Origin of the sequence: Micromonospora marina (genome assembly GCF_900091565.1) — a bacterium.
GTDB classification, from domain to species: domain Bacteria; phylum Actinomycetota; class Actinomycetes; order Mycobacteriales; family Micromonosporaceae; genus Micromonospora; species Micromonospora marina.
This window is the reverse complement of the sequence record NZ_FMCV01000001.1, coordinates 86,729-109,384: the sequence shown is the minus strand read 5'-3', so window position 1 is coordinate 109,384 and position 22,656 is coordinate 86,729. Positions and strand designations below refer to the sequence as shown.

Here is a 22,656-nt window from a genome sequence, read left to right as displayed (position 1 = left end):
TTACCCGGCGTGCCACAGTCGATAATCAATGTAGTACGGTCCGCGTGACGCTGCTGACATTTCCGGCACCCTTCCTCGGCGTGGCGGCCACCGCACCCGCGTGGCGGGGGGTCCGCGTCAACCGAGTGGGATACCCGAGACCTAGCAGATTACTCTCAGTGCGGCCGGTACGGATGTGAATCGGACTTTCTCCCGCTCGCCGAGGTAGTCCCCGTCCAGCTGGAACGGCAGCGGCCGGTCCGAGACCAGCGTGAACTCGGCCACGTCGTGCAGCCGCAACACCTGCTTGCCGTGCGGATCCGGTCGCTTCGAGAAGAACTGCGCCGCCGTACGGGCCGTGCTCGCCACCCGCAGCCGCCGCAACGCCAGCACGTCCAGACCGCTGTCGAACGACGCCTCCGGGTTCGGGTTGATCTCCCGGTCACCCAGGTACGTCCACGGCGCGGTGTTCTGGATGATCGCCGTAGCCAACTCCGTCGCGGGCGCCTCACCCGGCCGCTCCAGCGTGATCGACGGGTGGCGGCGGTCCGAGCCGACGAAGTACTGACTCGCCGTGGAACGGAAGTAGAGCGCCGGGGTGGAGACGCGCCCCTTCCTGCGGGCCTGCTCCACCCGGCGGATGACCGCCGCGTCCAGCCCGAAGCCCGCGCAGAACGTGAAGTAGCGGTCGTCCGCCCGGCCCAGCCCGATCGTGCGGGACCGGCCCAGCCGCAGCCCCTCCAGGATCATGCTGGTGCCGTCCGGCCACTCCCGCGGCAGCCCGAGCGCGCGGGCGAAGACGTTCGTCGAACCGCCCGGCACCGTGGCCAGCGCGGGCAGCCGCTCGGCCGAGGACCGTCCGGTGCGGAACGTCGGCGGCTCCGCCGCCATCAGACCGTTCACCACCTCGTTGACGGTGCCGTCGCCGCCGAGCGTGACCACCAGGTCGACGCCCTCCTGGGCGGCCTCCCGGGCCAGGTCCATGGCATGGCCCCGCCGGCGGGTGTAGCGCACCGACAGGTCGACTTCACTGCGCAACGCCCGGACCAGCACGTCCCGGCTGCGCTCGCTGGTGGTGGTGGCCTTCGGATTGACCATCAGGACGGCCCGCATGGGCGGCACTGTACCGCTACTACCCACCGGTATCGTGGCGCCCGTGACGATCGACTCCGACCCGCTCCCCGGCACGCTGCGCGCCGCGGTGCTCCTGCTACGTGCCCAGGCGGTGGCGCTGGGGCTGATCGCGGTGTGGCTCATCTGGTCCGACCTCACCGCCGAAACGACGGATCTGACCTCGGCGCTGCTGGTGACCGCCTTCGCCGTCGGTGGCGCGGTGGCGCTCTGGGCGCTGGGTGGCGCGCTGTCCCGCCGCCGGGCCGGGGCCCGCGCGCCGGCCATCGTGCTCCAGCTCATGCTGCTGCCGGTCGGCTGGTTCATGATCGAGGGCGGCATGGGCTGGCTCGGGGTGCCGCTGATGGCTCTCGGGCTCGGCATGGTCGGCCTGCTGGTGAGCGGTCCGACCAACCGCGCGCTGGGCTTCGGCGAGCGGCCCGCCGAGCGCTGAGCCGGGCCGGGAAGCGTGGGGCCGCTGAGCCCGAACCGGCCCGGACACCGCCGGGGCCGGTGGCCGCGACGACCGGTCAGAAGCCGCCGGCGCGGCGGGTCAGCAGCGAGATGGTGGCCCGGCCACCGGACGCCTGGGCGTTCGCCCCGGTGGTGAGCGCGGTGAGCACCTTCCACGCGAACGACGACTCGGACGGGAGCGTGGCACCCCGGACCGTCGGCACCGTCACCTCGACGGTGAGCGCGTCCTCGGTGACCGCGAAGCGGCACTCCAGCTCGGCGTCACGGGTGGCGATGGCGAGCAGCATGGCGCACGCCTCGTCGACGGCGATGCGCAGATCCTCGATCTCGTCGAGGGCGAACTGGAGCCGGGCCGCGAGCCCGGCCGTGGCGGTGCGGAGCACGCCGAGGTAACCACCGTCGGCGGGCACGGTGAGATGGACGACGTCGTCGTCGGTCGTCGGGTGCCCGGTCAGTTGAGTCACGGCTCCTCCCCCCGGTGCGGGACTCTACCCGGTCAGGGGGCGGACCGCGTGGGCGCGGCCGTCGCGTGCGTGGCGAGCTTGCGCAACGCGGCCCCGGCCAGGCGGTACGGGGTCCACTCGTCCATCGGCGTCGCGCCGATCGCGGCGTAGAAGCGGGCCGCCGGGTTCCAGTGGATCATCCACCACTCCAGCCGCTGGTAGCCGCGCTCCACGCAGATCGCGGCGAGCGTGGCGAGCAGCATCCGGCCCGCGCCGGTGCCCCGGGCGTCCGGGCGGACGTAGAGGTCCTCCAGGTAGATGCCGTGCACGCCGGCCCAGGTGGAGAAGTTGAGGAACCAGAGCGCGAAACCGACCGGCCGGTCCGACGCGTCGACCGCGACGTGGCCGTACAGCGCCGGCGACGGGCCGAACAGGGCCGTGTCGAGCTGCTTCGTGGTGAGGTGGCACTGCTCGGGCGCGCGCTCGTACTCGGCGAGTTCGTGCACCATGGCGACGACGGCCGGTACGTCCTCGGGACGTACCGGCCGGATCGTCGGAGCGCCGTCGGGCGACGTCACGCCTGCTTGGTCTCCCAGAAGATCTTCGAGATCTCGTCGATCTTCGCCAGCAGCTCGTCGGCCTTGGCCGGGTCGGTGCCGCCCTTGGCGCCGGCCGCGCCGGCCAGCTTGGTGGCCTCGTTGAACAGCTGGTGCAGGTGCGGGTACTTCTCGAAGTGCGGCGCCTTGAAGTAGTCGGTCCAGAGCACCCACAGGTGGTGCTTGACCAGCTCGGCCCGCTGCTCCTTGATCAGGATGGCGCGGGTGCGGAACTCCGGGTCGGTGTTGGCCTGGTACTTCTCGCAGATCATTTTGACCGACTCGGCCTCGATCCGGGCCTGGGCCGGGTCGTATACGCCGCAGGGCAGGTCGCAGTGAGCGCTGGCCGTCACCCGGGGCGTGAGGATGCGGGGAAGGCGCATCAGGATCCTCCATGGGTTGTTTGCGATGATCCAGGACGACATTACTCCTGGAGACGCCCTCGGGGGCTGTGAGGTGACATGGCGCCCACCGGTGAATCTCCGGCTCTGCGCGGCCCGCTGGTGCCGGTGCTGGTGACCGGCCCGTCCATGTCCCCGACGCTGCGTCACGGCGACGCGGTGCTGGTCCGCACCGGAGGTCGGCCGGTACGCCCCGGGGACGTGGTCGTCGCGGTGTTCCGCAGCCGCCCCGGCCTGCTCGTCGTGAAGCGGGCGGTGGAACCCCGCGACGGCGGATGGTGGTTACGCGGCGACAACGGTTTCGTCACCGACGACTCCCGGGCGTACGGGGTGGCCGACGTCCGCGGCCGGGTGGTGGCCCGCTGGTGGCCGCGTCCGGGACGGGTCAGGAGCAGGTGACGACCGGACCGGATATGACCCCGCTCACATACCGGGTGCCGAAGCGTGACTATGCTCGAAAAGTGCCCGGGTGACCCCCGCACCGCCGCGCCGCCGGTCGCTGACCACCGCTGACCACGCCGGCCGGTCCGTCTGCTCGACAGATCCTGGAGTCACCATGTCTTCGTCCACCCCGGACCCCGCCGATCCCGTCTTCCGCCTGCACGTCGGCGGCAAGATGACAGTCGCCTCCACGGTGCCGCTGACCAGCCGCGAGGACCTCTCCCTCGCGTACACCCCGGGGGTTGCCCGGGTGTGTGAGGCGATCGCCGCCGACCCCGCGCTCGCCGACACCTACACCTGGGTGTCGCACACCGTCGCCGTGGTCACCGACGGTTCCGCCGTACTCGGTCTGGGCAACATCGGCCCGCGCGCCGCGCTGCCCGTGATGGAGGGCAAGGCGGTGCTGTTCAAGCAGTTCGCCGGCGTGGACGCGGTACCGGTCTGCCTGGACACCCAGGACGTGGACGAGATCGTCGCGACGGTCAAGGCGCTCGCACCGTCGTTCGGCGGGATCAACCTGGAGGACATCAGCGCCCCGCGTTGCTTCGAGGTGGAGCGCCGGCTCGACGAGGCGCTGGACATCCCGGTCTTCCACGACGACCAGCACGGCACCGCGATCGTGGTGCTCGCCGCGCTGCGCAACGCCGCCGCGCTGCTCAACCGCAAACTCGGTGACCTGCGGGTGGCGGTCAGCGGCGCGGGCGCGGCCGGGGTGGCGGTCACCAAGATGCTGATCGCCGGCGGGGTCGACCCGGACCGGGTGGTGGTGTGCGACTCGCGCGGCATCATCGGCCGGCACCGGGAGCTGACCGGCACCAAGGCCGAGCTGGCCCAGCTCACCAACGCCGAGGGCCGGCAGGGCGACATCACCGAGGCGCTGCGCGACGCGGACGTGCTCATCGGCGTCTCCGGCGGGCAGATCCCGGAGGCGGCGGTCGCCGGCATGGCCCCCGGCGGCATCGTGTTCGCGCTGGCCAACCCCACCCCTGAAGTGCACCCCGAGGTGGCCGCCCGGCACGTGGCGGTGGTCGCCACCGGGCGCAGCGACTACCCGAACCAGATCAACAACGTGCTGGCGTTCCCGGGTGTGTTCCGGGGCGCGCTGGACGCCGGCGCCACCCGGATCACCGACTCGATGAAGGTGGCCGCCGCCGACGCCATCGCCGGCGTGGTGGCCGGGTCGCTGACCGCCGACGCGATCGTGCCCTCGCCGCTGGACCCGCGAGTCGCCCCGGCGGTGGCCGCGGCGGTCGCCGAGGCCGCCCGCCGCGACGGCGTCGCCCGCCGCTGAGATGTAAGGAAGGGGCCCTTCTTAACGCCTCCGGTAGAGGAAGGGCCCCTTCTTAACTCCTGTTCAGCTTGTTACCGTGCCGATCATGCGTGCTGCCTATGCCTCGGCCTTCGACGCCGACAACCCGCTCGCCGCGCTCGCCGTCGGCGACCGTCCCGAGCCGACCCACCCGCAGGACGACTGGGTCACCGTGCAGGTACGGGCCAGCTCGCTCAACCACCACGACCTCTGGTCGCTGCGCGGCGTGGGCCTGACCGCCGACCAGCTTCCGATGATCCTGGGCTGCGACGCGGTCGGCACCGACCCGGACGGCAACGAGGTGGTCATCTACCCGGTGGTGCCCACCCCTGGCGACCCGCGCGGGGTCTCCATCCTCTCCGAGCACTACCAGGGCACGTTCGCCGAGCTTGTCGCCGTACCCCGGATGAATTTGCTGCCGCTGCCCGACGGCCTGTCGGCGACCGACGCGGCGTGCCTGCCCACGGCCTGGCTCACCGCCTGGCGGATGCTGACCACCAAGGGCCGGGTCGCCGACGGCGAGTCGGTGCTGGTCCAGGGCGCCGGCGGCGGCGTGGCCACCGCGGCTGTCGCGCTCGGCGTCGCGCTGGGCAAGCGGGTGTACGCGACGAGCCGCGACGCCGCCAAGCGGGAGCGGATCACCGAGCTGGGGGCGACCGCGCTGGAGCCCGGCGCACGGCTGCCGGAACGGGTCGACGTGGTGATCGAGACGGTCGGTGCGGCCACCTTCGACCACTCGCTGAAGTCCGCCGCCCCGATGGCCCGGATCGTCGTCTCGGGCGCCACCGCCGGCCACGAGCCGAAGGTCAACCTGCGCCGGGTCTTCGCCATGCAGCTGGAGATCCTCGGCACCTCGATGGGTACCCCGGACGAGCTGACCGAACTGCTCGCGTTCTGCGCCGAGCACGAGGTGCGCCCGGTGGTCGACCGGGTGGTGCCGTTCAGTGCGATCTCCGAGGCGTTCGCCCGGCTGCACTCCGGTGAGGTCTTCGGCAAGCTGGTCGTCGACCACACCGCCTGACGCCGACCCCGCCGGCACCGCGGACGCCGCGTGCGGCGCGGACGGCGCGTGCGGCGCGGACGGCGCGTGCGGCGCGGACGGCGCGTGCGGCGCGGACGGCGCGTGCGGCGCGTGCGGCGTGCGGCGCGTTAAGAAGGGGCCCCTTCTCTACCGGAGACGTTAAGAAGGGGCCCTTCCTTACAGGCGGTCGTCGAGGGTGGCCAGGCCGCCCTTGGCCGCGTCGGCGGGCAGGCGCTTCTTCGCCGCCGGGTCGCCGTAGAGCGTCCAGCGCAGGAACTCGACAGTGGTGTCGGCGACCACGCCCAGCGCCTTGCCGTCGCCCAGCAGCGCCCGGCCGTGGTCGCCCTTCGGCAGGCTGAGCATCGCCTTCGGCCACGGCACCGCGTCGAACACGGCCTTGCCCGCCGCGTACGACACCACCTCGTCGGCCTCGCCGTGCACGAACAACTGGGGCGCGGCGGCTCCCGCGAACGCGGTGCCCACACCGAGCGCGGTTCCGGCGAAGACGATGCCCGCGTCCAGCCGCTCGTCCCGCCCCGCGGTGAACAGCCCGATCGTGGTCACGCCACCGGCGCTGTGCCCGGTCGCCGCCACCCGCTCCGGGTCCAGCCGGCCGCGCAGCGGATCGCCCGCCTTCTCGCCGAGCGCGAGCACCCGCGTCAGCACGTACGACACGTCGGCCGGCTGGTTGAGCACGTCCAGCGGGTTGCCGTCGGTGCCCCGGGAGGTGTGCGGGAAACGCGGCGCGGCGACGACGAAACCGGCCGCCGCCCACCGGGCCAGCAGCGTCTGGTAGTCCTCCGGCCGGGCGCTCAGCCCGTGGCTGAACAGCACCACCGGGAACCGCCCGTCCGCGGCCGGGGCGGAACGCTCGGCCCCGCCACCGGCGGCGCCCGCCGCCGGGTACCAGAGCGTCACCGGCAGGGGCCGATCGCCGTCGCGGTTCAGCTCCACCTGGCGTACGCCGACCGCGAAGCTGTCCGTGGGAGCCTTGCCGGCGGGTACGCGCGGAGCCGGTGTGGTGGTCGTCGGTGGGGTGTCGGGTGCGGGCGGCCCGGCCGGGGCGGTGGGCTGCTCCGAGCAGCCGGTGAGGGCGGCGCCGAGCAGGGCGGCGGTGAGCAGGGCGACGGGTCGACGGCGCATGAACTCGATTGTGCCTCGCGATTCCGGCCATCAGGCCCGGTCAGCGCTGCGGGTGACCACGAGCTGACGCCCGGAGACGGGCCAGGTCGGCCGCGTCCTTGGCCCGGCGGGGGCGATCCGGCATCCAGACCGGGAACATCTCCTTCAGCTCGATCTGCGCCTCGACGCTGATCACCGGCGCGGCGAGCGCGCCGATCCGGCCGGGCGGCGCGTGGCCAGCATGCCGTCCGGAAGGAGCGTTTCCGCCCAGGGCCCGGCGCCGACGACGACCCGGCCGTCCGCGTTGCGGTCGAGGTACGCGAAGCTCAGCTCGACGTCGCCCCGGAGCAGGTCGAGTTGGAGCGTTGCCGGCATCCCGGGGGTCGGGGCGCCAGCCGAGCGTGCCGAGCCGCTCGGCCAGCGTTGCGGCGTCGTCCCGCCAGCAGTACCAGTCGACGTCCACGTGCGGTCGGGTGACGTCGCCGAGGTGGAGCCCCCGCCCTGGTGCGTCGATCATGAAGTTGGCGGCGACAAACCGGACGGCGACCGCCGTCAACTTCATGATCGACGGGTTACGGGTACGGGTACGGGTACGGGCAGGGCGCGGGTGGTGAAGGTGGTCAGGCCGGGGGCTGTGGCGTCGGCGGGGAGGCGGTGCAGGGCGGCGCGGTCGGCGTAGAGCGTCCAGCGCAGGAAGTCGGTGGTGGTGGCGAGCACCTGGGCGAAGCCGGGCCGTCCCGGCGTCAGGTACTCGCCGTGGCCCTGACCGGTGAGGCTCAGGAAGGCGGCCGGCCCGAGACAGCGGGCGTACGCGGCCCGGCCGATCGGTTCCGGCACGATCCGGTCGGCGCTTCCGTGCACGAACAGCATCGGCGCGAGCGGCCGGGAGAGGCCGGCGACGGTCCGGCCACCGGCGATCACAATTCCGGCCCGTACCGGCCACGGCTGTCCGGAGGCGAACATGCCGAGCGTGGTGTGCCCGCCGGCCGAGTGCCCGGCGGCGGCGAGCCGGTCCACGTCCATGTGCGCGCCGAGCGGATCCCCGGGGCGGGCGCCCAGCCGGACCAGGTGGCGGATCAGTCGCCACGCGTCGGCGGGCTGGTTGCGGACGTCGTCGCGGGTGTAGCTGCGGGCGCGCTGGTTCGTCCGCGGGTAGGCGGGCGCGACCACCACGAATCCGGCGGCGGCCCAGCGGCTGGTCAGCGCCGCGTGCAGGGCGGGCAGGCTGCGCAGCCCGTGGCTGTAGAGCACCACCGGGAACCGTCCGGCGGCGAACGGCGCACCGGGCCGCACGCGCGGTCCGTGCTTCGGGCCGGGACTCGCCGGTGCGGCCGGGCCGGACCCGGAGGGGGTGGCGAGGACGGACGGGCGAGACGCAAGGGCCGTGGCCTCACCGGATCCGCCCGAGCCGGACACGGCCGCGAGATCCGCCCCGGACGTGCCAGAGCCGGACGTGCCAGGGCCGGACGTGCCAGGGCCGGACGTGCCAGGGCCGGACGTGCCAGGGCCGGACGTGCCAGGGCCGGACGTGCCGGAGCCGGACGTGCCGGAGCCTGCCGAGCCAGAGCCTGCCGAACCGGGGCCGGCCGCGTGCGGCGGTGCGGGGGAGGGTTGCGCCGGGTACCAGACGGTTACCGGCAGCGGCCGCCTGCCGTCCGGGTCGAGCGTGAACTGCCGCAGCCCCACCGCGTACTGGTCCTCCGGCGCGGACCCGACGGCGGCCGGAACCGGGTCGGGCGTGGCCACGGCCGGCCCGCAACCGGCCAGCAGCGCCGTCGTCAGCGCGGCGACCAGCCGCTGCCCCCTCACCCCTGCACGGTAGGCAGCCGAGCGGTCGGCGCGCGCCCGCCGTCCGGGCCGGTCGGCACCGCCACCCGGGCGGCTCCCGCCTCCACCGGGTGGCCGGGTTTGCCCGATTCCGCCACCCGGATCCGCAGGTGGCGGCACGGCGGGACGTTCCGGTCCGGTCGGCTTCGCTAGGGTCGGCCGCATGGCTGAGAACTACACCGACCCGAGTGGCAACACCGCGCAGTTCCGCGCGTTCGTCGATTCTCCCGAGCCGGCCGCGTCGGCGCCGGCGCCGTCCCGCCTGCCGTTGATCGCCGGCGTGGCAGTCGCCGCCGTCGTGGTGGTCGCCCTGGTCGCCTGGATCGCCCTGGGCTGATCGCGGCTGCCCCGGCCCGGATCAGCCGCGGGGAGGGCCGGGCGCACGCGGTCAGACGCCGATCACCTCGCGGGTCTCGCGGGCGATCTCCCGCTCCTCGTCGGTGCCGACCACGAGCACCGCCACCTCCGCACCGTCGGGGGAGACGAGCCGGTCGCCGTGACCGTCGTTGCGCGCCGGGTCGACCGCGACGCCCAGCCGCTCCAGCCCGGCCAGCGAGGCTGCCCGGACCGGTGCGGCGTGCTCGCCGACCCCGGCGGTGAACGCGATCGCGTCGACCCGGCCGAGCAGAGCGTAGTACGCACCCACGTATCCGGTGATCCGCCGGCAGTAGACGTCGAACGCCAGCGTCGCGTCCGGGTCACCGGAGTCGCGGCGGGCCAGCACCTCGCGCATGTCGTTCACACCGGTCAGCCCGAGCAGGCCGCTGCGGTGGTTGAGCAGATCGTCGATGTCGTCCACGACCATGCCGCCCTCGCGGCGCAGGTGGAAGATGACCGTCGGGTCGAGGTCGCCGCTGCGGGTGCCCATCACCAGGCCCTCCAGCGGGGACATGCCCATCGAGGTGGCCACGCTGCGCCCGCCCTGTACGGCACACGCGCTCGCCCCGTTGCCCAGGTGCAGGGTGATCGTGTTGATCCGGTCGTACGGGCGGTCGAGCAGGTCGGCGACGCGACGCGAGACGTACGCGTGCGAGGTGCCGTGGAAGCCGTAGCGGCGCACGTCGTACCGCTCGGCGGTGGCCTTGTCGATCGCGTACGTGGCGGCGGCCTCGGGCAGCGTGTGGTGGAACGCGGTGTCGAACACCGCCACCTGCGGGGTGTCCGGCAGCGCCTCCCGGGCCACCCGGATGCCGGCCAGGTTGGCCGGGTTGTGCAGCGGGGCCAGCGGCACCAGATCCTCGATCGCGGTGACGACCGCGTCGTCGATGCGTACCGGCGCGCTGAACTTCCGCCCGCCGTGCACCACCCGGTGGCCGACGCCGGACAGCCCGGTCAGGTCGAGCCGGCCGATGATCTCCCGGACCGCGCTCTCGTGGTCGGCCGGCCCGCCGCCGGGTTCGCCGATCCGCTCGACGGTGCCCTTGTCCAGGACGTCGTCGCCGTCGTACAGCCGGTACTTGACCGACGAGGATCCGCTGTTGAGGACCAGGATGCGGCTCATTCCGACGCCTCCGCGGCGGCCTGGATGGCGGTGATCGCCACCGTGTTGACGATGTCCGGCACTCCCGCGCCCCGGGACAGGTCGTTCACCGGCCGCCGCAGGCCCTGCATGACCGGCCCGACCGCCACCGCTCCGGCCGACCGCTGCACCGCCTTGTACGTGTTGTTGCCGGTGTTCAGGTCCGGGAAGATGAACACGGTGGCCCGTCCCGCCACCGGGCTGTCCGGCAGCTTGGTGGCCGCCACCTGCGGGTCGATCGCCGCGTCGTACTGGATCGGGCCCTCGACCAGCAGGTCCGGCCGGCGTTCCCGGACCAGCTTGGTGGCCGCCGCGACCTTCTCCACGTCGGCGCCGGCGCCGGAGCTGCCGGTGGAGTACGACAGCATCGCCACCCGCGGCTCGATGCCGAACCGGGCCGCCGTGTCGGCCGACGAGATGGCGATGTCGGCGAGCTGGTCGGCGTCCGGGTCGGGGTTGACCGCGCAGTCGCCGTACACCAGCACCCGGTCGGCGAGCAGCATGAAGAAGACGCTGGACGCGACGGAGACGCCGGGCACGGTCCGGATGATCTCGAACGCGGGCCGGATGGTGGCGGCTGTGGTGTGGGTGGCGCCGGAGACCATGCCGTCGGCGTGGCCGGTCTGCACCATCATCGTGCCGAAGTAGTTGGGCTGCGCGACGATGTCGTGCGCCAGCTCCGCGGTGACGCCGCGGTGGGCGCGCAACTGCGCGTACGCCTGCGCGAACTCGTCCCGCCACGGGCTGGTCACCGGGTCGACGACTTGGGCGTCACCGAGGTCGACGCCCAGTTCCCGGGTGCGCCGGGCGATCTCGTCCGGGCGGCCGAGCAGGGTCAGCTCGGCGACGCCCCGGCGCAGCAGCACCTCGGTCGCGCGCAGGATCCGCTCGTCGGTGCCCTCGGGCAGCACGAGCCGGCGGCACCGGGCTCGGGCGCGGTCGATCAGGTCGTTCTCGAACATCAGCGGGGTGACCCGCGCGGACCGGCTGACCCGCAGCCGGCGGGCCAGGTCGTCGGTGTCCACGCAGCGCTCGAACGCGCCGAGCGCGGCCTCGACCTTGCGCGGGTTGGCGGTGCTGGGGCGGCCCTCGATCCGGCTGGACGCGGCCACCGTGTCGTAACTGTCGCTCGGTACCGACAGCACGGCCAGTCCGCTGTTCATCCGCTCGACCAGGCGCATGGCGCGCGGGTCGGGCTGCTCGCCGAGCGTGAGCACCAGGCCGGCCAGCGACACCTGCCCGGCCACGTGCGCGGCGGCGGCGGCGACCAGCAGGTCCGCCCGGTCGCCCGGGGTGATCACCAGCGCCCCGTCGGTGAGGTGGTCGAGCAGTGTCGGCACGTGGGCCGCGCCGACCACGTAGTCGAGCACGTCGCGGTCGAGCGCGCTCTCGTCGCCGGTGAGCACGGTGCCGCGCAGCGCCGCCGCCACCTCGGCCACCGTCGGCGCCGACACGGTCGGCACCTCCGGGATCGCGTACGCGGGCACCGGCAGATCGGGCAGCGTCATCGGCTCGGGCACGCGGTTGGCCAGCACCGCGATCACCGTCGCGCCGAGGTCGGCCAGATCGTGGTACGCGCCGCGCAGCGCCGCCGCGATCGCGTCCGGCTCCTGCCCGAACCCGTCCACCACCGGCACCACGACGCTGCCGAACTCGGTCGCCAGGCGGGCGTTGAAGGCCAGCTCGCGGGGGCCGGTGCCGTCGCCGTAGGCGAAGTCGCTGCCGACCACCACCATGGCCGGGCAGCGCCGTTCCACCTCCCGGTAGCGGGTGACGATCCGGGAGATCAGCTCCTCCCGGCGGCCGTCCGCGACGAGCGCGCTCGCCTCGGCGTACGTGGCGCCGTACAGCTGGTCGACCGGCAGGTCCATCCGGTAGCGCTCGGTGAGCAGGGCCAGGATCGGGTCGGCTCCGTCACCGCTGACGAGCGGCCGGAACGCGCCTATCCGTTCCACCTGGCGGGACAACAGCTCGGCCAGCCCGAGCGCCACCGTCGACTTCCCACCGCCCGAGCCAACGCCGGTCAGGTACACGCTGCGCGCCACGACCTCACGCTACAAGATCGCTGTAACCGCCGCCCAGGTCCTTCGACCCTCGCCACCACCGACCTCGTACGGGGATGGTAGCGGGCGTCAGTCGTCGTCGGGGTCGTCGAGGCGGGCCAGCCAGGTGGCGAACCGCTCGATCGGGGTCTCGAACTCCGGGTTCAGATCGATGAAGTCACGCAGCCGCTCGCCCAGCCACTCCATGCTGACCTGCTCGTCGCCACGGCGCTCGACCAGCTCCTCGATGCCACGGTCGGTGAAGTACACGGTGTTCCTCTCGTCGTCGTACGGCAGCGGCCCGCCCCGGGTCGGGACGGGCCGCTGCCGGTGGTGTCGTCACGGGCGGGGGAGAGCCGCCTCGATCAGCGCGTTCTGCTCGACCTCGTGCATCTTCGCCGAGCCGACCGCCGGGGCGGCGGCGGCCGGCCGGGAGATGCGGCGCAGCCGGACCTCGGGCAGGTGCTCCAGCAGGTTGAGCGCGACGAACGACCAGGCCCCCTGGTTGGCGGGCTCCTCCTGGACCCAGGCGAAGTCCTCGGCGTTCGGGTACTGCGCCAGCGCGGCCCGGACCTCCTCGACGGGCAGCGGGTAGAGCTGCTCCATCCGGATGATCGCGGTGTCGGTGACGCCCCGTTCCTGCCGGGCCTGGAACAGGTCGTAGTAGACCTTGCCCGAGCAGAGCAGCACCCGCTTGACCTGCTCCGGCGCCGGACCCGCGGTGTCGGCCAGCACCGGGGAGAACGTCCCGGTGGTGAAGTCCTCCACCGGCGACACGCAGAGCTTGTGCCGCAGCAGCGACTTCGGCGTGAACACCACCAGCGGCTTGCGCTTGGGCGACAGGGCCTGGCGGCGCAGCAGGTGGAAGTAGTTCGCCGGGGTGGTCGGGACGGCCACCCGCATGTTGTCCTCGGCGCAGAGCTGGAGGAACCGCTCCGGGCGGCCGGAGGTGTGGTCCGGGCCCTGGCCCTCGTGGCCGTGCGGGAGCAGCAGGGTCACCGCGGAGCGCTGACCCCACTTCACCTCGCCGGAGGAGATGAACTCGTCGATCACCGACTGGGCGCCGTTGACGAAGTCACCGAACTGGGCCTCCCAGGCCACCAGCGCGTTGATGTTCTCCACCGAGTAGCCGTACTCGAAGCCCATGGCCGCGTACTCGGAGAGCAGCGAGTCGTGGACGAAGAAGCGCGACCGCTCGCCGTCGGCGGTGAACGACTTCAGCGGCAGGTAGTCCTCGCCGGTCTTGGCGTCCACCACCGAGGCGTGCCGCTGGACGAACGTGCCGCGGCGCGAGTCCTGCCCGGCGAGCCGGACCGTGACGCCGTCGTGCAGCAGCGTGCCGAACGCGATGATCTCGGCGAAGCCCCAGTCGATGCCGCCCTCGACGGACATCTTGCGACGCCGTTCCAGCAGCTGCTGGATCCGCTTGTGCGGGGTGAAGCCCTCGGGCAGGTTGACGTGCGCCTCGCCGATCGCCTTGACGACCGCGGCGTCGGTGGCGGTGTCGACCTGCGGCTCCGGCTCGTCCTCGCGCGCCGGGCGGCTGAGCTGACGTGGGGTGGTCGCGGCGTCCCGGGTGGCCTTGAAGACCCGCTCGAGCTGCCCCTGGTAGTCGCGCAGCAGCTCCTCCGCGTCCTCCACGGTGATGTCGCCGCGCCCGATCAGCTCCTCGGTGTAGAGCTTGCGGACCGACCGCTTCGAGTCGATGATCTTGTACATGGCCGGGTTGGACATCGACGGGTCGTCGCCCTCGTTGTGCCCGCGCCGGCGGTAGCAGACCATGTCGATCACGACGTCCTTGTTGAACGCCTGCCGGTACTCGAACGCGAGCCGGGCCACCCGGACCACGGCCTCCGGGTCGTCGCCGTTCACGTGGAAGATCGGCGCCTGGATCATCCGGGCCACGTCCGTGCTGTAGAGGCTGGACCGGCTGTACTCCGGGGCGGTGGTGAAGCCGACCTGGTTGTTGACCACCACGTGCACCGTGCCGCCGGTGCGGTAGCCGCGTAGCTGGGAGAGGTTGAGCGTCTCGGCGACCACGCCCTGGCCGGCGAAGGCGGCGTCACCGTGCACCGCCAGCGGCAGCACGGTGTAGCCCTCCAGCTTGAGGTCGATGCGGTCCTGCTTGGCCCGGACGATGCCCTCCAGCACCGGGTCCACGGCCTCCAGGTGCGACGGGTTCGCCACCACCGACACCTTGACCGCGTGCTCGCCGTCCGGGGTGGAGAACTTGCCGTTCTGGCCGAGGTGGTACTTCACGTCGCCCGAGCCCTGCGTGGACCGCGGGTCGAGGTGCCCCTCGAACTCGGAGAAGATCTTCTCGTACGGCTTGCCGACGATGTTCGCCAGCACGTTGAGCCGGCCGCGGTGGGCCATGCCGATGACGACCTCGTCCAGCCCGGCCTCGGCGGAGCACTCCAGCACCTCGCCGAGCAGCGGGATCAGCGACTCGCCGCCCTCCAGCGAGAAGCGCTTCTGGCCGACGTACTTGGTCTGCAGGAACGTCTCGAACGCCTCGGCGGCGTTGAGCCGGTTCAGCACGTGCTTCTGCTCGTCGGAGCTGGGCTTCTCGTACTTGCGCTCGACCCGCTCCTGGATCCAGCGCCGCTCCTCCGGGTCCTGGATGTGCATGTACTCGATGCCGACCCGGCGGCAGTACGAGTCGCGCAGCGCACCGAGGATCGAGCGCAGCTTCATCCGCTGCTGGCCGGCGAAGCCGTTGACCGGGAAGACGCGGTCGAGATCCCAGAGCGTGAGCCCGTGCTGGAGCACGTCCAGGTCCGGGTGCTTACGGATCTTGAACTCCAGCGGGTCGGTGTCGGCCATCAGGTGGCCGCGCACCCGGTACGCGTGGATCAGCTCGTGGACCCGCGCGGTCTTGTTGATCTGGCCCTCGCTGTCGACGGCCACGTCGCGCATCCAGCGCACCGGCTCGTACGGGATCCGCAGCGAGGTGAAGATGCCGTCGTAGAAGCCCCGCTCGCCGAGCAGCAGCTCGTGCATGACCTTCAGGAACTCGCCGGACTGCGCGCCCTGGATGATCCGGTGGTCGTACGTGCTGGTCAGCGTGAGGACCTTGCTGACCGCGTTCTCGGCCAGGGTGGCCTCGCTCATGCCCTGGTAGGGGGCCGGGTATTCCATCGCGCCGACGCCGATGATGGCGCTCTGCCCCTGCATCAGGCGCGGGATCGAGTGCACGGTGCCGATGCCGCCCGGGTTGGTCAGCGAGATCGTGGTGCCGGAGTAGTCCTCCATGGTCAGTTCGTTACGGCGGGCGCGCCGGACCACGTCCTCGTACGCCTGCCAGAACTGCCGGAAGTCCATCTGCTCGCAGCCCTTGATGGACGGCACCACCAGGTTGCGCGAGCCGTCCGGCTTGACCAGGTCGATCGCGATGCCCAGGTTGACGTGCTCCGGGCGGACCATCGCCGGCTTGCCGTCGACCTCGGCGAAGGAGTTGTTCATCTCCGGGTGCTCGACGACCGCGCGGACGAGCGCGTACCCGATCAGGTGGGTGAAGCTGACCTTGCCACCGCGCCCGCGGGCCAGGTGGTTGTTGATCACGATGCGGTTGTCGACGAGCAGCTTGGCCGGGACGGCGCGCACGCTCGTGGCGGTCGGGACGGCGAGCGACGCGTCCATGTTCTGCACGATCTTGGCGGCGACGCCGCGCAGCGGCGTGGTGCCCGCGGCGCTCGCGGTCGGCGCCTTGGCGGCCGGCTTGGCCGGGACGGACTTCTTGGCCGGTTCGGGCGCCTTCGCCGCCGGCTTGGCGGCGGGCTTGGCCGGGGCCGGCTTGGCCGCGGTGGGCTCGGTCTTGGCGGCCTTCGGCTCGGTCCTGGTGGCCTTCGGCTCGGCCTTGGCGGGCTGCTCGGTGACGGTGGCCACGGCCTCCTGCTGTTCGGCCGGCTCCGGCTTCGCGGCCGGCTCGGCCTGCCCGTCCGGGTGCGGTGTGGCGGCGCCCGGGGCCGGCCGGTAGTCGGCGAAGAAGTCGTGCCAGGCCGAATCGACGCTCGAGGGGTCGGCGAGGTAACGCTGGTACATCTCCTCGACGATCCACTCGTTCGGGCCGAAACCCGCCAGTGGGTTCTCCTGCGAAGTCTGCTGGGTCGACACGGCCGCTAATCGCCTCTTTCACGCGGTTGTGAATGTCACGGTGGCCCCCGGTGACCCCCGGTTGCCGACGCTGGGTAAACCGATGCCAAGGCTACGCCGTGCGCTGCGCGCAGGCATTCTCGCCTCCGGCTGGTGGTCCGTTTCACAGAAGATGCCAGAAGTTCGGCAGACGCTGCGTGATCCGCCGACTCCTGCTACGGCGCGACCCCGGCCGATGACGTCCGTCACCGACCGGGGTCCGTCCCCGACCCGAGGTCAGGAGATGTCGCGCTTGCGGATCGTGGCCACGCCGATCGCGCCGGCCACCACCGCGTACCCGATCAGCACCAGGGCGCCGGCCCACTGCGGCGGGTTGCCCGGGATGTCGGTGTCGCCGCCCACCATCAGGCCGGAGGCCAGCGACGGGACCAGCAACTGCAGCTTGTTGATCCAGTCGCCGTACCGCGAAGCGAGCAGGCTGAGGACGATGACCGCGCCGATCGCGCCGCCCAGATAGAACAGGATGCCGGTCACCGTGGCGCCGATCTGGCTGCGGATCAGCACGCCGAGCCCGACGCCGAGCACCGACCACAGCAGGTAGGCCAGGCCGTTGAGCGCGATCGCCCGCCAGATCGCCCCGCTGCCGAGCTGCGAGCCGACGTCCACCGAGTTGAGGATCAGCGGCGCGGTGACCAGGTTCAGCACTGTGGTGACGAGCCAGAACAGCAGCGCCAGCACGCCGGCCGCGACCAGCTTGGCCAGCATCACCGCGCTGCGGTGCGGCGCGGTGAGGAACGTGGTGGTCACCGTCTGGTGGAAGAACTCGCTGGTCACCACCACGATGCCGAGCAGCAGCACGATGAGCAGGCCGAAGAACTGGCCGTTGGTGTAGAGGTTGGCCGCCAGATTGTCGGCGGCCGAGACGGCCTGCAACTGGTCGGACTGGTCGGCCGGCACCTCGCCGAAGTCCCCACCGGCCAGCGCCTCGGTCTGCAACCAGTTGAAGAACAGCGTGAGCGCCCACAGCGCCAGGCTGATCAGCCCGAAGATCCACCAGGTGCTGGTGGTACGGATCTTGAGCAGTTCGGATCGGACAAGCGTCATCGGATCTCCGCCTTTCCGGCCGTCAGCTCCAGGAAGACCCCTTCGAGGTCGGGGCGCTCGGTGGTCAGCTCGTGCAGCTCGACCTTGGCGGCCAGCGCGACCCGGCCCACGGTCGGCGCGTCCACGCCGCTGACCAGCAGCGCGCCGTTCGGGTCGGCGTCGACGGTGGCGGCCTGCTCGCGCAGCACCGCGGCCAGGTCGTCGGCCTGCGGGGTGCGCACCCGCACCCGGACGCCGTGCGTCATCGAGGCCATCACCTGGTCGACCGGGCCCTGCCGGATCAGCTTGCCGGCCGCGATGATGACCACGTCGTCGGCGAGCAGCTGCATCTCGGAGAGCAGGTGGCTGGAGACCAGCACCGTCCGTCCCTCGGCGGCCAGCCCTTTGAGGAAGCCGCGCATCCAGCGGATGCCCTCCGGGTCCAGGCCGTTGGCCGGCTCGTCCAGGATCAGCACCTGCGGGTTGCCGAGCATCGCGGCGGCGATGCCGAGTCGCTGCTTCATGCCCAGCGAGTAGCCCTTGAACTTGCGCTTCGCCGCGGGCGAGAGCCCGACCAGGGCGAGTGCCTCGTCGGCGCGCTCCTTCGGCAGGCCCGCCGCCGCGCAGATCACCCGCAGGTGGTTGATGCCGGTGCGGCCCTTGTGCGCGCTGGACGCCTCCAGCACCGCGCCCACCGTACGCAGCGGGTCGGGCAGGTCGGCGTAGCGGCTGCCGCCGACGGTGGCCGTGCCGGCGCTCGGCGTCACCAGGTTGAGCAGCATGCGCAGCGTGGTCGTCTTACCGGCGCCGTTCGGGCCGAGGAAGCCGGTGACCCGGCCCGGCTCGACGGTGAACGACAGGTTGTCCACCGCGCGGACGTTCTTGTATTGCTTGGTCAGGCCGGACACGGTGATCTGGCCGGTCCCGGCACTGGGGCGTGGCTGCCCGTCGGACATCATTCTCCTCTCCTGCCCCGGCGGGCTCGACGCGCGCCGGCGGGGGCGCCGTTGCGGGGGCGTCCCGCAACAGCCTTCCAACCCGGCGCAAGGGGGTCAATCAGGCGGGACGCGTACGCGCCGTCCTCCTCAGGGAGGAGATCAAGCGGTCGGCAACGCCACCCAGGTGGCCCGGGCGCGGCCGAGCAACGCGCCGTCCGCACCGTACAGGCTGGTGTGCACCTCGGCCCTGCGTCCTTCGGAACCGACCGCGATGCCCGTCACCACGCACTCGTCGCCGGGCCGCGGCAGCGCCGTGACCTGCGCGGCGATCCTTCCCAGCACGTACGGCCGGCCGGGCGCGAGCACCGCCCAGCCACCCGGGCAGTCCAGCGCCGCCCACACCGTCGCGGGCACCACGGCGGCCGGCGCGCGGAACGGCGCGGCGGTCCGCCCGTCCGGCAGCCGCCCGGGGAAGATCCGCAGCCCGTCCGGGTTCGCCGGGCCGCAGACGTAGCAGCGGGGGAACGGGTGGTCGACCAGGCCCGGGTACGCCCGCGCGGCCTCCGCCGCCGTCGCCGGGTCCACCGGTGGCACCACCGCGTCGACCGGCTCGACCCGGCGTACCTGGGCGACCAGGTGTCCGTCCGGGTCGCGTACCTCGCCGTCGGCGGCGGCCAGCGGGGTGTCCAGCGGCGGCGGCCGGCGCAACGTGACCTCCACCGGGCCCCGGTCGTCGATCAGCGCGGCGAAGATCCCGGCGCTCCAGCCGCCGTTGCCGGAGCCGTCCGGCCCCTGGAAGCGGGCCTCGACCAGCATGTGCACCTCCGGGTTCCCGCCGCCGGCGCCGTCGCGGGCGGTCCGCCCGGCAGCCTCGCACACGCCGGTCCCGTCCCGGCCGTCCCGGTTCGCACGCCGCCGCCGACCGGCGTTCACCGGATCGACACCCCTCATCCCGTCCGGTGGCAACCCGCGGCACCTACACAGGAGTCATGGCCGTTCTGCACGCCGCTGGCGCACCGCTTACGACCAGCGGTTACACCCTGCTGATCGCCGACGACCCGACACTGGTCGCGGCCGCGCAACGCCTGCGCCACGAGGTGTTCGCCGGCGAACTCGGCGCCACCCTGCCGACCGCCGCCACCGGGCTCGACACCGACGGATTCGACGCGCACTGCGACCACCTGGTGGTGCTCCACGAGGGGACCGGGGATGTCGTCGGCACGTACCGGCTGCTGCCGCCCGGTCGCACCGACCGCCGGTACGCCGACACCGAGTTCGACCTGGGCCCGCTGGCCCCGCTGCGCGACGACCTGGTCGAGGCGGGCCGCTCCTGCGTCCACCCGGACCACCGCACCGGCGCCGTGATCAACCTGATGTGGGCCGGGATCTGCCGCTACCTACACCTGCGCGGCGCCCGCTGGCTCGGTGGCTGCGCCTCGGTGCCGGTCACCGACGGCGGGACGGCCGCCGCGCAGGTGTGGGCCGAGGTCACCGCCCGGCACCTCGCCCCGCCGCTGCTGCGGGTCACCCCGCGTCGGCCCTGGTTCGCCGAGGCGCCCGCCGCCGACCTCGCCGCGCTCACCCCGGCGCAGCGCCGGGCGCTCGTGCCGCCGCTGCTGCGCGGCTACCTGCGGCTGGGCGCGTGGGTGGCCGGCGAGCCCGCGTACGATCCGGACTTCGGCTGCGCCGACTTCTACGTGCTGTTCTCCCTGGACCGGATGAACCCGCGCTACCTGCGGCACTTCCTCGGCGGGGCCGGGTCGTGACCATCGCCACCGCCGGGCTGTGGGCGGCCGGTCCGGATGCCGGGGAGGGCCTGTGGCGGCCCACCTCGGGTTGCGGGCCGGACTGTCTTCCGGCGCCGGCCGCCCCGGACGTGTCGTGGCTGCGCCGGGCGGGCCGGCTGCTCGGCGTACTCGGCATGCTCCTGGCCGGGACGGGCCTGGCCGCGCTGCTGCCGGTGCTGCCCGCCGCCCGGGGTCGGGCCGCGTTGGGCGGCTGGGCGCTGTGGACGCTGCGAGCCCTCGGGGTGCGGCTGCTGGTCCGCGGCCGGGTGCCGCGCGGGCGGGCGCTGCTGGTCGCGAACCACGTGTCCTGGCTGGACGTCCTGGCGGTGCTCGCCGTGTCGCCGGCCCGGATGCTGGCGAAGCGTGAGGTCCGGAGCTGGCCGCTGGTGGGCGCTCTGGCCGCCGCGGCGGGCACCGTCTTCGTGGACCGGTCCCGGCCGCGTGACCTGCCGGGCACCGTCGCGTCGGTGGCCGGCGTGCTGCGGTCCGGGCGGTCGGTGGCGGTGTTCCCGGAGGGGACGACCTGGTGCGGGGCCGCGACTGACTGCCGCCCGGCCCGCGGCTTCCGCCCGGCGATGTTCGAGGCCGCCGTGGCGGCGGGCGCGCCGGTGGTGCCGTTGCGCCTCCGCTACCGGTACGCGGGCGACCCGAGCACGTTGCCCGCCTTCCTCGGCGAGGAGACGCTGTGGGCGTCGGTACGCCGGGTGCTCGCTGCCCGGGAGCTGACCGTGACGGTGGGGGTGAGCGCCGCGCTGCACCCGGCGCCCGGTGCGGACCGCAGGGCGCTGGCCCGGGTCGCCGAGGCCGCGATCCACCCGTCCGCTCGACCCCTGCTCGCGACCCAGCTCGACCTGATGGCCTGACCCGCGGGCCGTCGGGGACGCGACATAGTCGCGATAGTGTCTTGTTGAGTCGCGATGTATCGCGTTATGCTCCTCGCAACACCTGGCGGGCCGGCGATCGGCACGCCGACGAGGGGAGCGCGCCATGGTCAGTTGGACGGTGGAGAGCCCGCAGCGGATCACGCTGGACGAGCCGATCACGCGGCTCGACGCCGAGCTGATCAGCGGCCGGCTCAACGTGGTCGGCGCGGACGGTCCGGCCCGGGTCGACGTGACCCGGATCAGCGACCGGCCGCTCCTCGTCGAGGTGCGGGACGGGCGGCTGACGATCCGGCACAAGCGCAAGCCCGGCTGGCTCGGCCTCTTCTCCTGGTTCGGCAACCGGATCCGGGCCGAGGTGTCGGTCGCGGTCCCGCCGGACGTGCTCGCCACCCTGTCGGTGGTCAGCGGCGCGCTCGTCGCCTCCGGGCTGCGCCGGGAGACCCGGGTCGACGTCACCTCCGGGCAGGTCACGCTGCGCGGGCTGCGGGGGCGCACCAGCGCGAAGGTCGCCTCCGGGCCGGTCGAGGCGCTCGGCATCGGCGGCGACCTGGAGCTGGAGACGGTCTCCGGTGAGCTGGTCCTCGCCGACAGCGCGCCCGACCGGGTCCGCGCCCACGCCGTCTCCGGCTCGATCACCTGCGACCTGGACAACCCGAGCGACAGCGACATCCGGCTCAGCGCCATCTCCGGCAGCATCACCGTGCGGGTCCGCGAGGACAGTGACCTCACCGTGCACCTGCACAGCACGGCGGGCCGGATCACCAGCGGCTTCCCGCAGGTGGGCGGCGCTCAGCGCGGGCTGGGCTCGATCAGGGACAGTCACGGCGTGCTCGGCGGGGGTACGGGTAGGCTCTGGGCCTCCGCGACCTCCGGCAGCATCGCGCTGCTCGCCCGCCCGGTCGCGCCCGCCGACCATGTGGAGGACGTGCCGTGACCGCCGTGTTCAGCCACGGCCGGCTCCGGCTCTACCTCCTGAAGCTGCTCGACGACGGTCCGAAGCACGGCTACGAGCTGATCCGTCTGCTGGAGGAGCGCTTCCTCGGCCTGTACGCGCCCAGCGCCGGCACCATCTACCCGCGGCTGCAACGGCTGGAGGCGGAAGGGCTGGTCACGCACACCGCCGCGGGCGGGCGCAAGGTCTACGAGATCACCGAGGCGGGCCGCGCCGAACTGCGGCAGCGCGCCGACGAGCTGTCGACGCTGGAGAACGACATCGGCGCCGCCGTCGAGGATCTCTCCGCGCTGGCCGGGGAGATCCGCACCGAGGTACGCGGATCGGTGCGCGACCTGAAGCGCGAGCTGCGCGAGGTGGCCCGGCAGACCCGGCAGAGCGGCTGGACGGCGTCCGCCACCACCCGGCCGGCCCACGGCGGGGGACCGGCCCGACCGGACGAGTCGCCGCTGCTCGCCGACTTCGACCAGCGGCTCGCCGCGTTCACCGTCGAGGTCGGGGCGCTGGTCCGGGCCCGGCGGCTCAGCGACAACCAGCTCCGTACCGCGATCCGGCTGCTCGACGGCGCGCTGGAGGGGCTGCGGCGGCTGCTCCGCTGATCTCACAGGTTGTTTCCAGGCGGCACCCAGCGCG

At 73.0% G+C, this 22,656-nt stretch carries 24 protein-coding genes; 9 read left to right on the top strand and 15 right to left on the bottom strand.

Annotated elements, in window-relative coordinates:
* Nucleotides 1-141: 141 nt before the first annotated feature.
* Nucleotides 142-1,092, bottom strand: a complete 951-nt coding sequence (locus GA0070215_RS00495) for a diacylglycerol/lipid kinase family protein (RefSeq protein WP_091040860.1) — start codon at nucleotides 1,090-1,092, stop codon at nucleotides 142-144.
* Between the two features lie 43 nt (nucleotides 1,093-1,135).
* Between GA0070215_RS00495 and GA0070215_RS00490 the strand changes: the two genes are divergently transcribed.
* Nucleotides 1,136-1,543 carry a hypothetical protein gene (locus tag GA0070215_RS00490; RefSeq protein ID WP_091041317.1) on the top strand — a complete coding sequence of 136 codons (408 nt, stop codon included), beginning with the start codon at nucleotides 1,136-1,138 and terminating at the stop codon, nucleotides 1,541-1,543.
* A gap of 76 nt (nucleotides 1,544-1,619) precedes the next feature.
* On the opposite strand, the gene GA0070215_RS00485 is transcribed toward GA0070215_RS00490, so the two are convergent.
* Genes GA0070215_RS00485 through sodN form a run of 3 tightly spaced genes read right to left on the bottom strand, consistent with a single transcriptional unit; the run spans nucleotide 1,620 to nucleotide 2,985 of the window.
* On the bottom strand, nucleotides 1,620-2,027 hold the full coding sequence (locus tag GA0070215_RS00485) for an ATP-binding protein (protein ID WP_018784787.1): 408 nt from the start codon (nucleotides 2,025-2,027) through the stop codon (nucleotides 1,620-1,622).
* A 32-nt stretch (nucleotides 2,028-2,059) separates the two neighbouring features.
* A complete protein-coding gene (locus GA0070215_RS00480) occupies nucleotides 2,060-2,584 on the bottom strand; it encodes a GNAT family N-acetyltransferase (protein WP_091040858.1) in 525 nt (174 codons plus the stop codon).
* Nucleotides 2,581-2,985: a superoxide dismutase, Ni gene (gene sodN, locus GA0070215_RS00475; protein ID WP_013288353.1), complete on the bottom strand. Its 405-nt coding sequence runs from the start codon at nucleotides 2,983-2,985 to the stop codon at nucleotides 2,581-2,583. Before sodN ends, GA0070215_RS00480 begins: the two co-directional genes overlap by 4 nt.
* A gap of 78 nt (nucleotides 2,986-3,063) precedes the next feature.
* Between sodN and GA0070215_RS00470 the strand changes: the two genes are divergently transcribed.
* From GA0070215_RS00470 to GA0070215_RS00460, 3 genes are all read left to right on the top strand, one after another.
* Nucleotides 3,064-3,402, top strand: coding sequence for a S24/S26 family peptidase (locus GA0070215_RS00470; RefSeq protein ID WP_018784789.1), 339 nt, complete (start codon nucleotides 3,064-3,066; stop codon nucleotides 3,400-3,402).
* 157 nt (nucleotides 3,403-3,559) lie between these two features.
* Complete coding sequence (locus tag GA0070215_RS00465; RefSeq protein ID WP_091040855.1) at nucleotides 3,560-4,735, top strand: NAD(P)-dependent malic enzyme; 1,176 nt, start codon at nucleotides 3,560-3,562, stop codon at nucleotides 4,733-4,735.
* Nucleotides 4,736-4,811: 76 nt separating this feature from the next.
* Entirely contained in the window at nucleotides 4,812-5,774 is a 963-nt protein-coding gene (locus GA0070215_RS00460; protein ID WP_018784791.1) for a zinc-binding dehydrogenase, read from the top strand.
* 177 nt (nucleotides 5,775-5,951) lie between these two features.
* Here GA0070215_RS00460 and GA0070215_RS00450 read toward each other — a convergent pair whose 3' ends face one another.
* The 4 genes from GA0070215_RS00450 to GA0070215_RS29765 all read right to left on the bottom strand — a co-directional run bounded on the left by GA0070215_RS00450 (nucleotide 5,952) and on the right by GA0070215_RS29765 (nucleotide 8,705).
* Nucleotides 5,952-6,917 (bottom strand): alpha/beta hydrolase family protein, encoded by a 966-nt coding sequence (locus GA0070215_RS00450; RefSeq protein ID WP_091040848.1) that lies wholly within the window; start codon nucleotides 6,915-6,917, stop codon nucleotides 5,952-5,954.
* 40 nt (nucleotides 6,918-6,957) lie between these two features.
* Entirely contained in the window at nucleotides 6,958-7,092 is a 135-nt protein-coding gene (locus tag GA0070215_RS29450; RefSeq protein ID WP_279616526.1) for a hypothetical protein, read from the bottom strand.
* Nucleotides 7,089-7,271, bottom strand: a complete 183-nt coding sequence (locus GA0070215_RS28775) for a hypothetical protein (protein WP_244166820.1) — start codon at nucleotides 7,269-7,271, stop codon at nucleotides 7,089-7,091. The genes GA0070215_RS29450 and GA0070215_RS28775 overlap by 4 nt, the downstream gene beginning before the upstream one ends.
* A 183-nt stretch (nucleotides 7,272-7,454) precedes the next feature.
* On the bottom strand, nucleotides 7,455-8,705 hold the full coding sequence (locus GA0070215_RS29765) for an alpha/beta hydrolase family protein (protein ID WP_091040846.1): 1,251 nt from the start codon (nucleotides 8,703-8,705) through the stop codon (nucleotides 7,455-7,457).
* A gap of 181 nt (nucleotides 8,706-8,886) precedes the next feature.
* Here GA0070215_RS29765 and GA0070215_RS28310 point away from each other — a divergent pair, with 181 nt between their 5' ends.
* Nucleotides 8,887-9,060, top strand: coding sequence for a hypothetical protein (locus GA0070215_RS28310; RefSeq protein WP_018784795.1), 174 nt, complete (start codon nucleotides 8,887-8,889; stop codon nucleotides 9,058-9,060).
* A 51-nt stretch (nucleotides 9,061-9,111) separates the two neighbouring features.
* Here GA0070215_RS28310 and GA0070215_RS00435 read toward each other — a convergent pair whose 3' ends face one another.
* From GA0070215_RS00435 to GA0070215_RS00405, 7 genes are all read right to left on the bottom strand, one after another.
* The gene (locus GA0070215_RS00435) at nucleotides 9,112-10,224 is read right to left on the bottom strand and encodes an acetate/propionate family kinase (protein ID WP_018784796.1); all 1,113 of its coding nucleotides are present in this window, start codon (nucleotides 10,222-10,224) and stop codon (nucleotides 9,112-9,114) included.
* Nucleotides 10,221-12,287, bottom strand: coding sequence for a phosphate acetyltransferase (pta, locus tag GA0070215_RS00430; protein ID WP_091040844.1), 2,067 nt, complete (start codon nucleotides 12,285-12,287; stop codon nucleotides 10,221-10,223). Before pta ends, GA0070215_RS00435 begins: the two co-directional genes overlap by 4 nt.
* An 87-nt stretch (nucleotides 12,288-12,374) precedes the next feature.
* Entirely contained in the window at nucleotides 12,375-12,554 is a 180-nt protein-coding gene (locus tag GA0070215_RS00425; RefSeq protein ID WP_013288341.1) for a DUF6104 family protein, read from the bottom strand.
* 69 nt (nucleotides 12,555-12,623) lie between these two features.
* Nucleotides 12,624-16,400, bottom strand: coding sequence for a multifunctional oxoglutarate decarboxylase/oxoglutarate dehydrogenase thiamine pyrophosphate-binding subunit/dihydrolipoyllysine-residue succinyltransferase subunit (locus tag GA0070215_RS00420; protein ID WP_091040842.1), 3,777 nt, complete (start codon nucleotides 16,398-16,400; stop codon nucleotides 12,624-12,626).
* Between the two features lie 255 nt (nucleotides 16,401-16,655).
* A complete protein-coding gene (locus tag GA0070215_RS00415) occupies nucleotides 16,656-17,483 on the bottom strand; it encodes an ABC transporter permease (RefSeq protein ID WP_018784799.1) in 828 nt (275 codons plus the stop codon).
* Nucleotides 17,480-18,421, bottom strand: a complete 942-nt coding sequence (locus tag GA0070215_RS00410) for an ABC transporter ATP-binding protein (RefSeq protein ID WP_018784800.1) — start codon at nucleotides 18,419-18,421, stop codon at nucleotides 17,480-17,482. The genes GA0070215_RS00415 and GA0070215_RS00410 overlap by 4 nt, the downstream gene beginning before the upstream one ends.
* Nucleotides 18,422-18,559: 138 nt before the next feature.
* A complete protein-coding gene (locus tag GA0070215_RS00405) occupies nucleotides 18,560-19,216 on the bottom strand; it encodes a hotdog family protein (protein WP_026267736.1) in 657 nt (218 codons plus the stop codon).
* Nucleotides 19,217-19,389: 173 nt separating this feature from the next.
* Here GA0070215_RS00405 and GA0070215_RS00400 point away from each other — a divergent pair, with 173 nt between their 5' ends.
* The 4 genes from GA0070215_RS00400 (at nucleotide 19,390) to GA0070215_RS00385 (ending at nucleotide 22,622) form a co-directional block, all read left to right on the top strand.
* On the top strand, nucleotides 19,390-20,166 hold the full coding sequence (locus GA0070215_RS00400; RefSeq protein ID WP_091040840.1) for a GNAT family N-acetyltransferase: 777 nt from the start codon (nucleotides 19,390-19,392) through the stop codon (nucleotides 20,164-20,166).
* Nucleotides 20,163-21,050, top strand: coding sequence for a lysophospholipid acyltransferase family protein (locus GA0070215_RS00395; RefSeq protein WP_018784803.1), 888 nt, complete (start codon nucleotides 20,163-20,165; stop codon nucleotides 21,048-21,050). Before GA0070215_RS00400 ends, GA0070215_RS00395 begins: the two co-directional genes overlap by 4 nt.
* 124 nt (nucleotides 21,051-21,174) lie before the next feature.
* Nucleotides 21,175-22,005 (top strand): DUF4097 family beta strand repeat-containing protein, encoded by an 831-nt coding sequence (locus tag GA0070215_RS00390; RefSeq protein ID WP_091040838.1) that lies wholly within the window; start codon nucleotides 21,175-21,177, stop codon nucleotides 22,003-22,005.
* Nucleotides 22,002-22,622, top strand: a complete 621-nt coding sequence (locus tag GA0070215_RS00385) for a PadR family transcriptional regulator (protein WP_091040835.1) — start codon at nucleotides 22,002-22,004, stop codon at nucleotides 22,620-22,622. The genes GA0070215_RS00390 and GA0070215_RS00385 overlap by 4 nt, the downstream gene beginning before the upstream one ends.
* Nucleotides 22,623-22,656: the final 34 nt, after the last annotated feature.

Bases quoted from the DNA above. Each gene is read 5' to 3' on its own strand.
- GA0070215_RS00495 (WP_091040860.1), bottom strand. From the start codon at position 1,092: ATGCGGGCCGTCCTGATGGTCAATCCGAAGGCCACCACCACCAGCGAG.
- sodN (WP_013288353.1), bottom strand. From the start codon at position 2,985: ATGCGCCTTCCCCGCATCCTCACGCCCCGGGTGACGGCCAGCGCTCAC.
- GA0070215_RS00470 (WP_018784789.1), top strand. From the start codon at position 3,064: ATGGCGCCCACCGGTGAATCTCCGGCTCTGCGCGGCCCGCTGGTGCCG.
- GA0070215_RS00465 (WP_091040855.1), top strand. From the start codon at position 3,560: ATGTCTTCGTCCACCCCGGACCCCGCCGATCCCGTCTTCCGCCTGCAC.
- GA0070215_RS00450 (WP_091040848.1), bottom strand. From the start codon at position 6,917: ATGCGCCGTCGACCCGTCGCCCTGCTCACCGCCGCCCTGCTCGGCGCC.
- GA0070215_RS28775 (WP_244166820.1), bottom strand. From the start codon at position 7,271: ATGCCGGCAACGCTCCAACTCGACCTGCTCCGGGGCGACGTCGAGCTG.
- GA0070215_RS28310 (WP_018784795.1), top strand. From the start codon at position 8,887: ATGGCTGAGAACTACACCGACCCGAGTGGCAACACCGCGCAGTTCCGC.
- GA0070215_RS00435 (WP_018784796.1), bottom strand. From the start codon at position 10,224: ATGAGCCGCATCCTGGTCCTCAACAGCGGATCCTCGTCGGTCAAGTAC.
- GA0070215_RS00415 (WP_018784799.1), bottom strand. From the start codon at position 17,483: ATGACGCTTGTCCGATCCGAACTGCTCAAGATCCGTACCACCAGCACC.
- GA0070215_RS00410 (WP_018784800.1), bottom strand. From the start codon at position 18,421: ATGATGTCCGACGGGCAGCCACGCCCCAGTGCCGGGACCGGCCAGATC.
- GA0070215_RS00405 (WP_026267736.1), bottom strand. From the start codon at position 19,216: ATGCTGGTCGAGGCCCGCTTCCAGGGGCCGGACGGCTCCGGCAACGGC.
- GA0070215_RS00400 (WP_091040840.1), top strand. From the start codon at position 19,390: ATGGCCGTTCTGCACGCCGCTGGCGCACCGCTTACGACCAGCGGTTAC.
- GA0070215_RS00390 (WP_091040838.1), top strand. From the start codon at position 21,175: ATGGTCAGTTGGACGGTGGAGAGCCCGCAGCGGATCACGCTGGACGAG.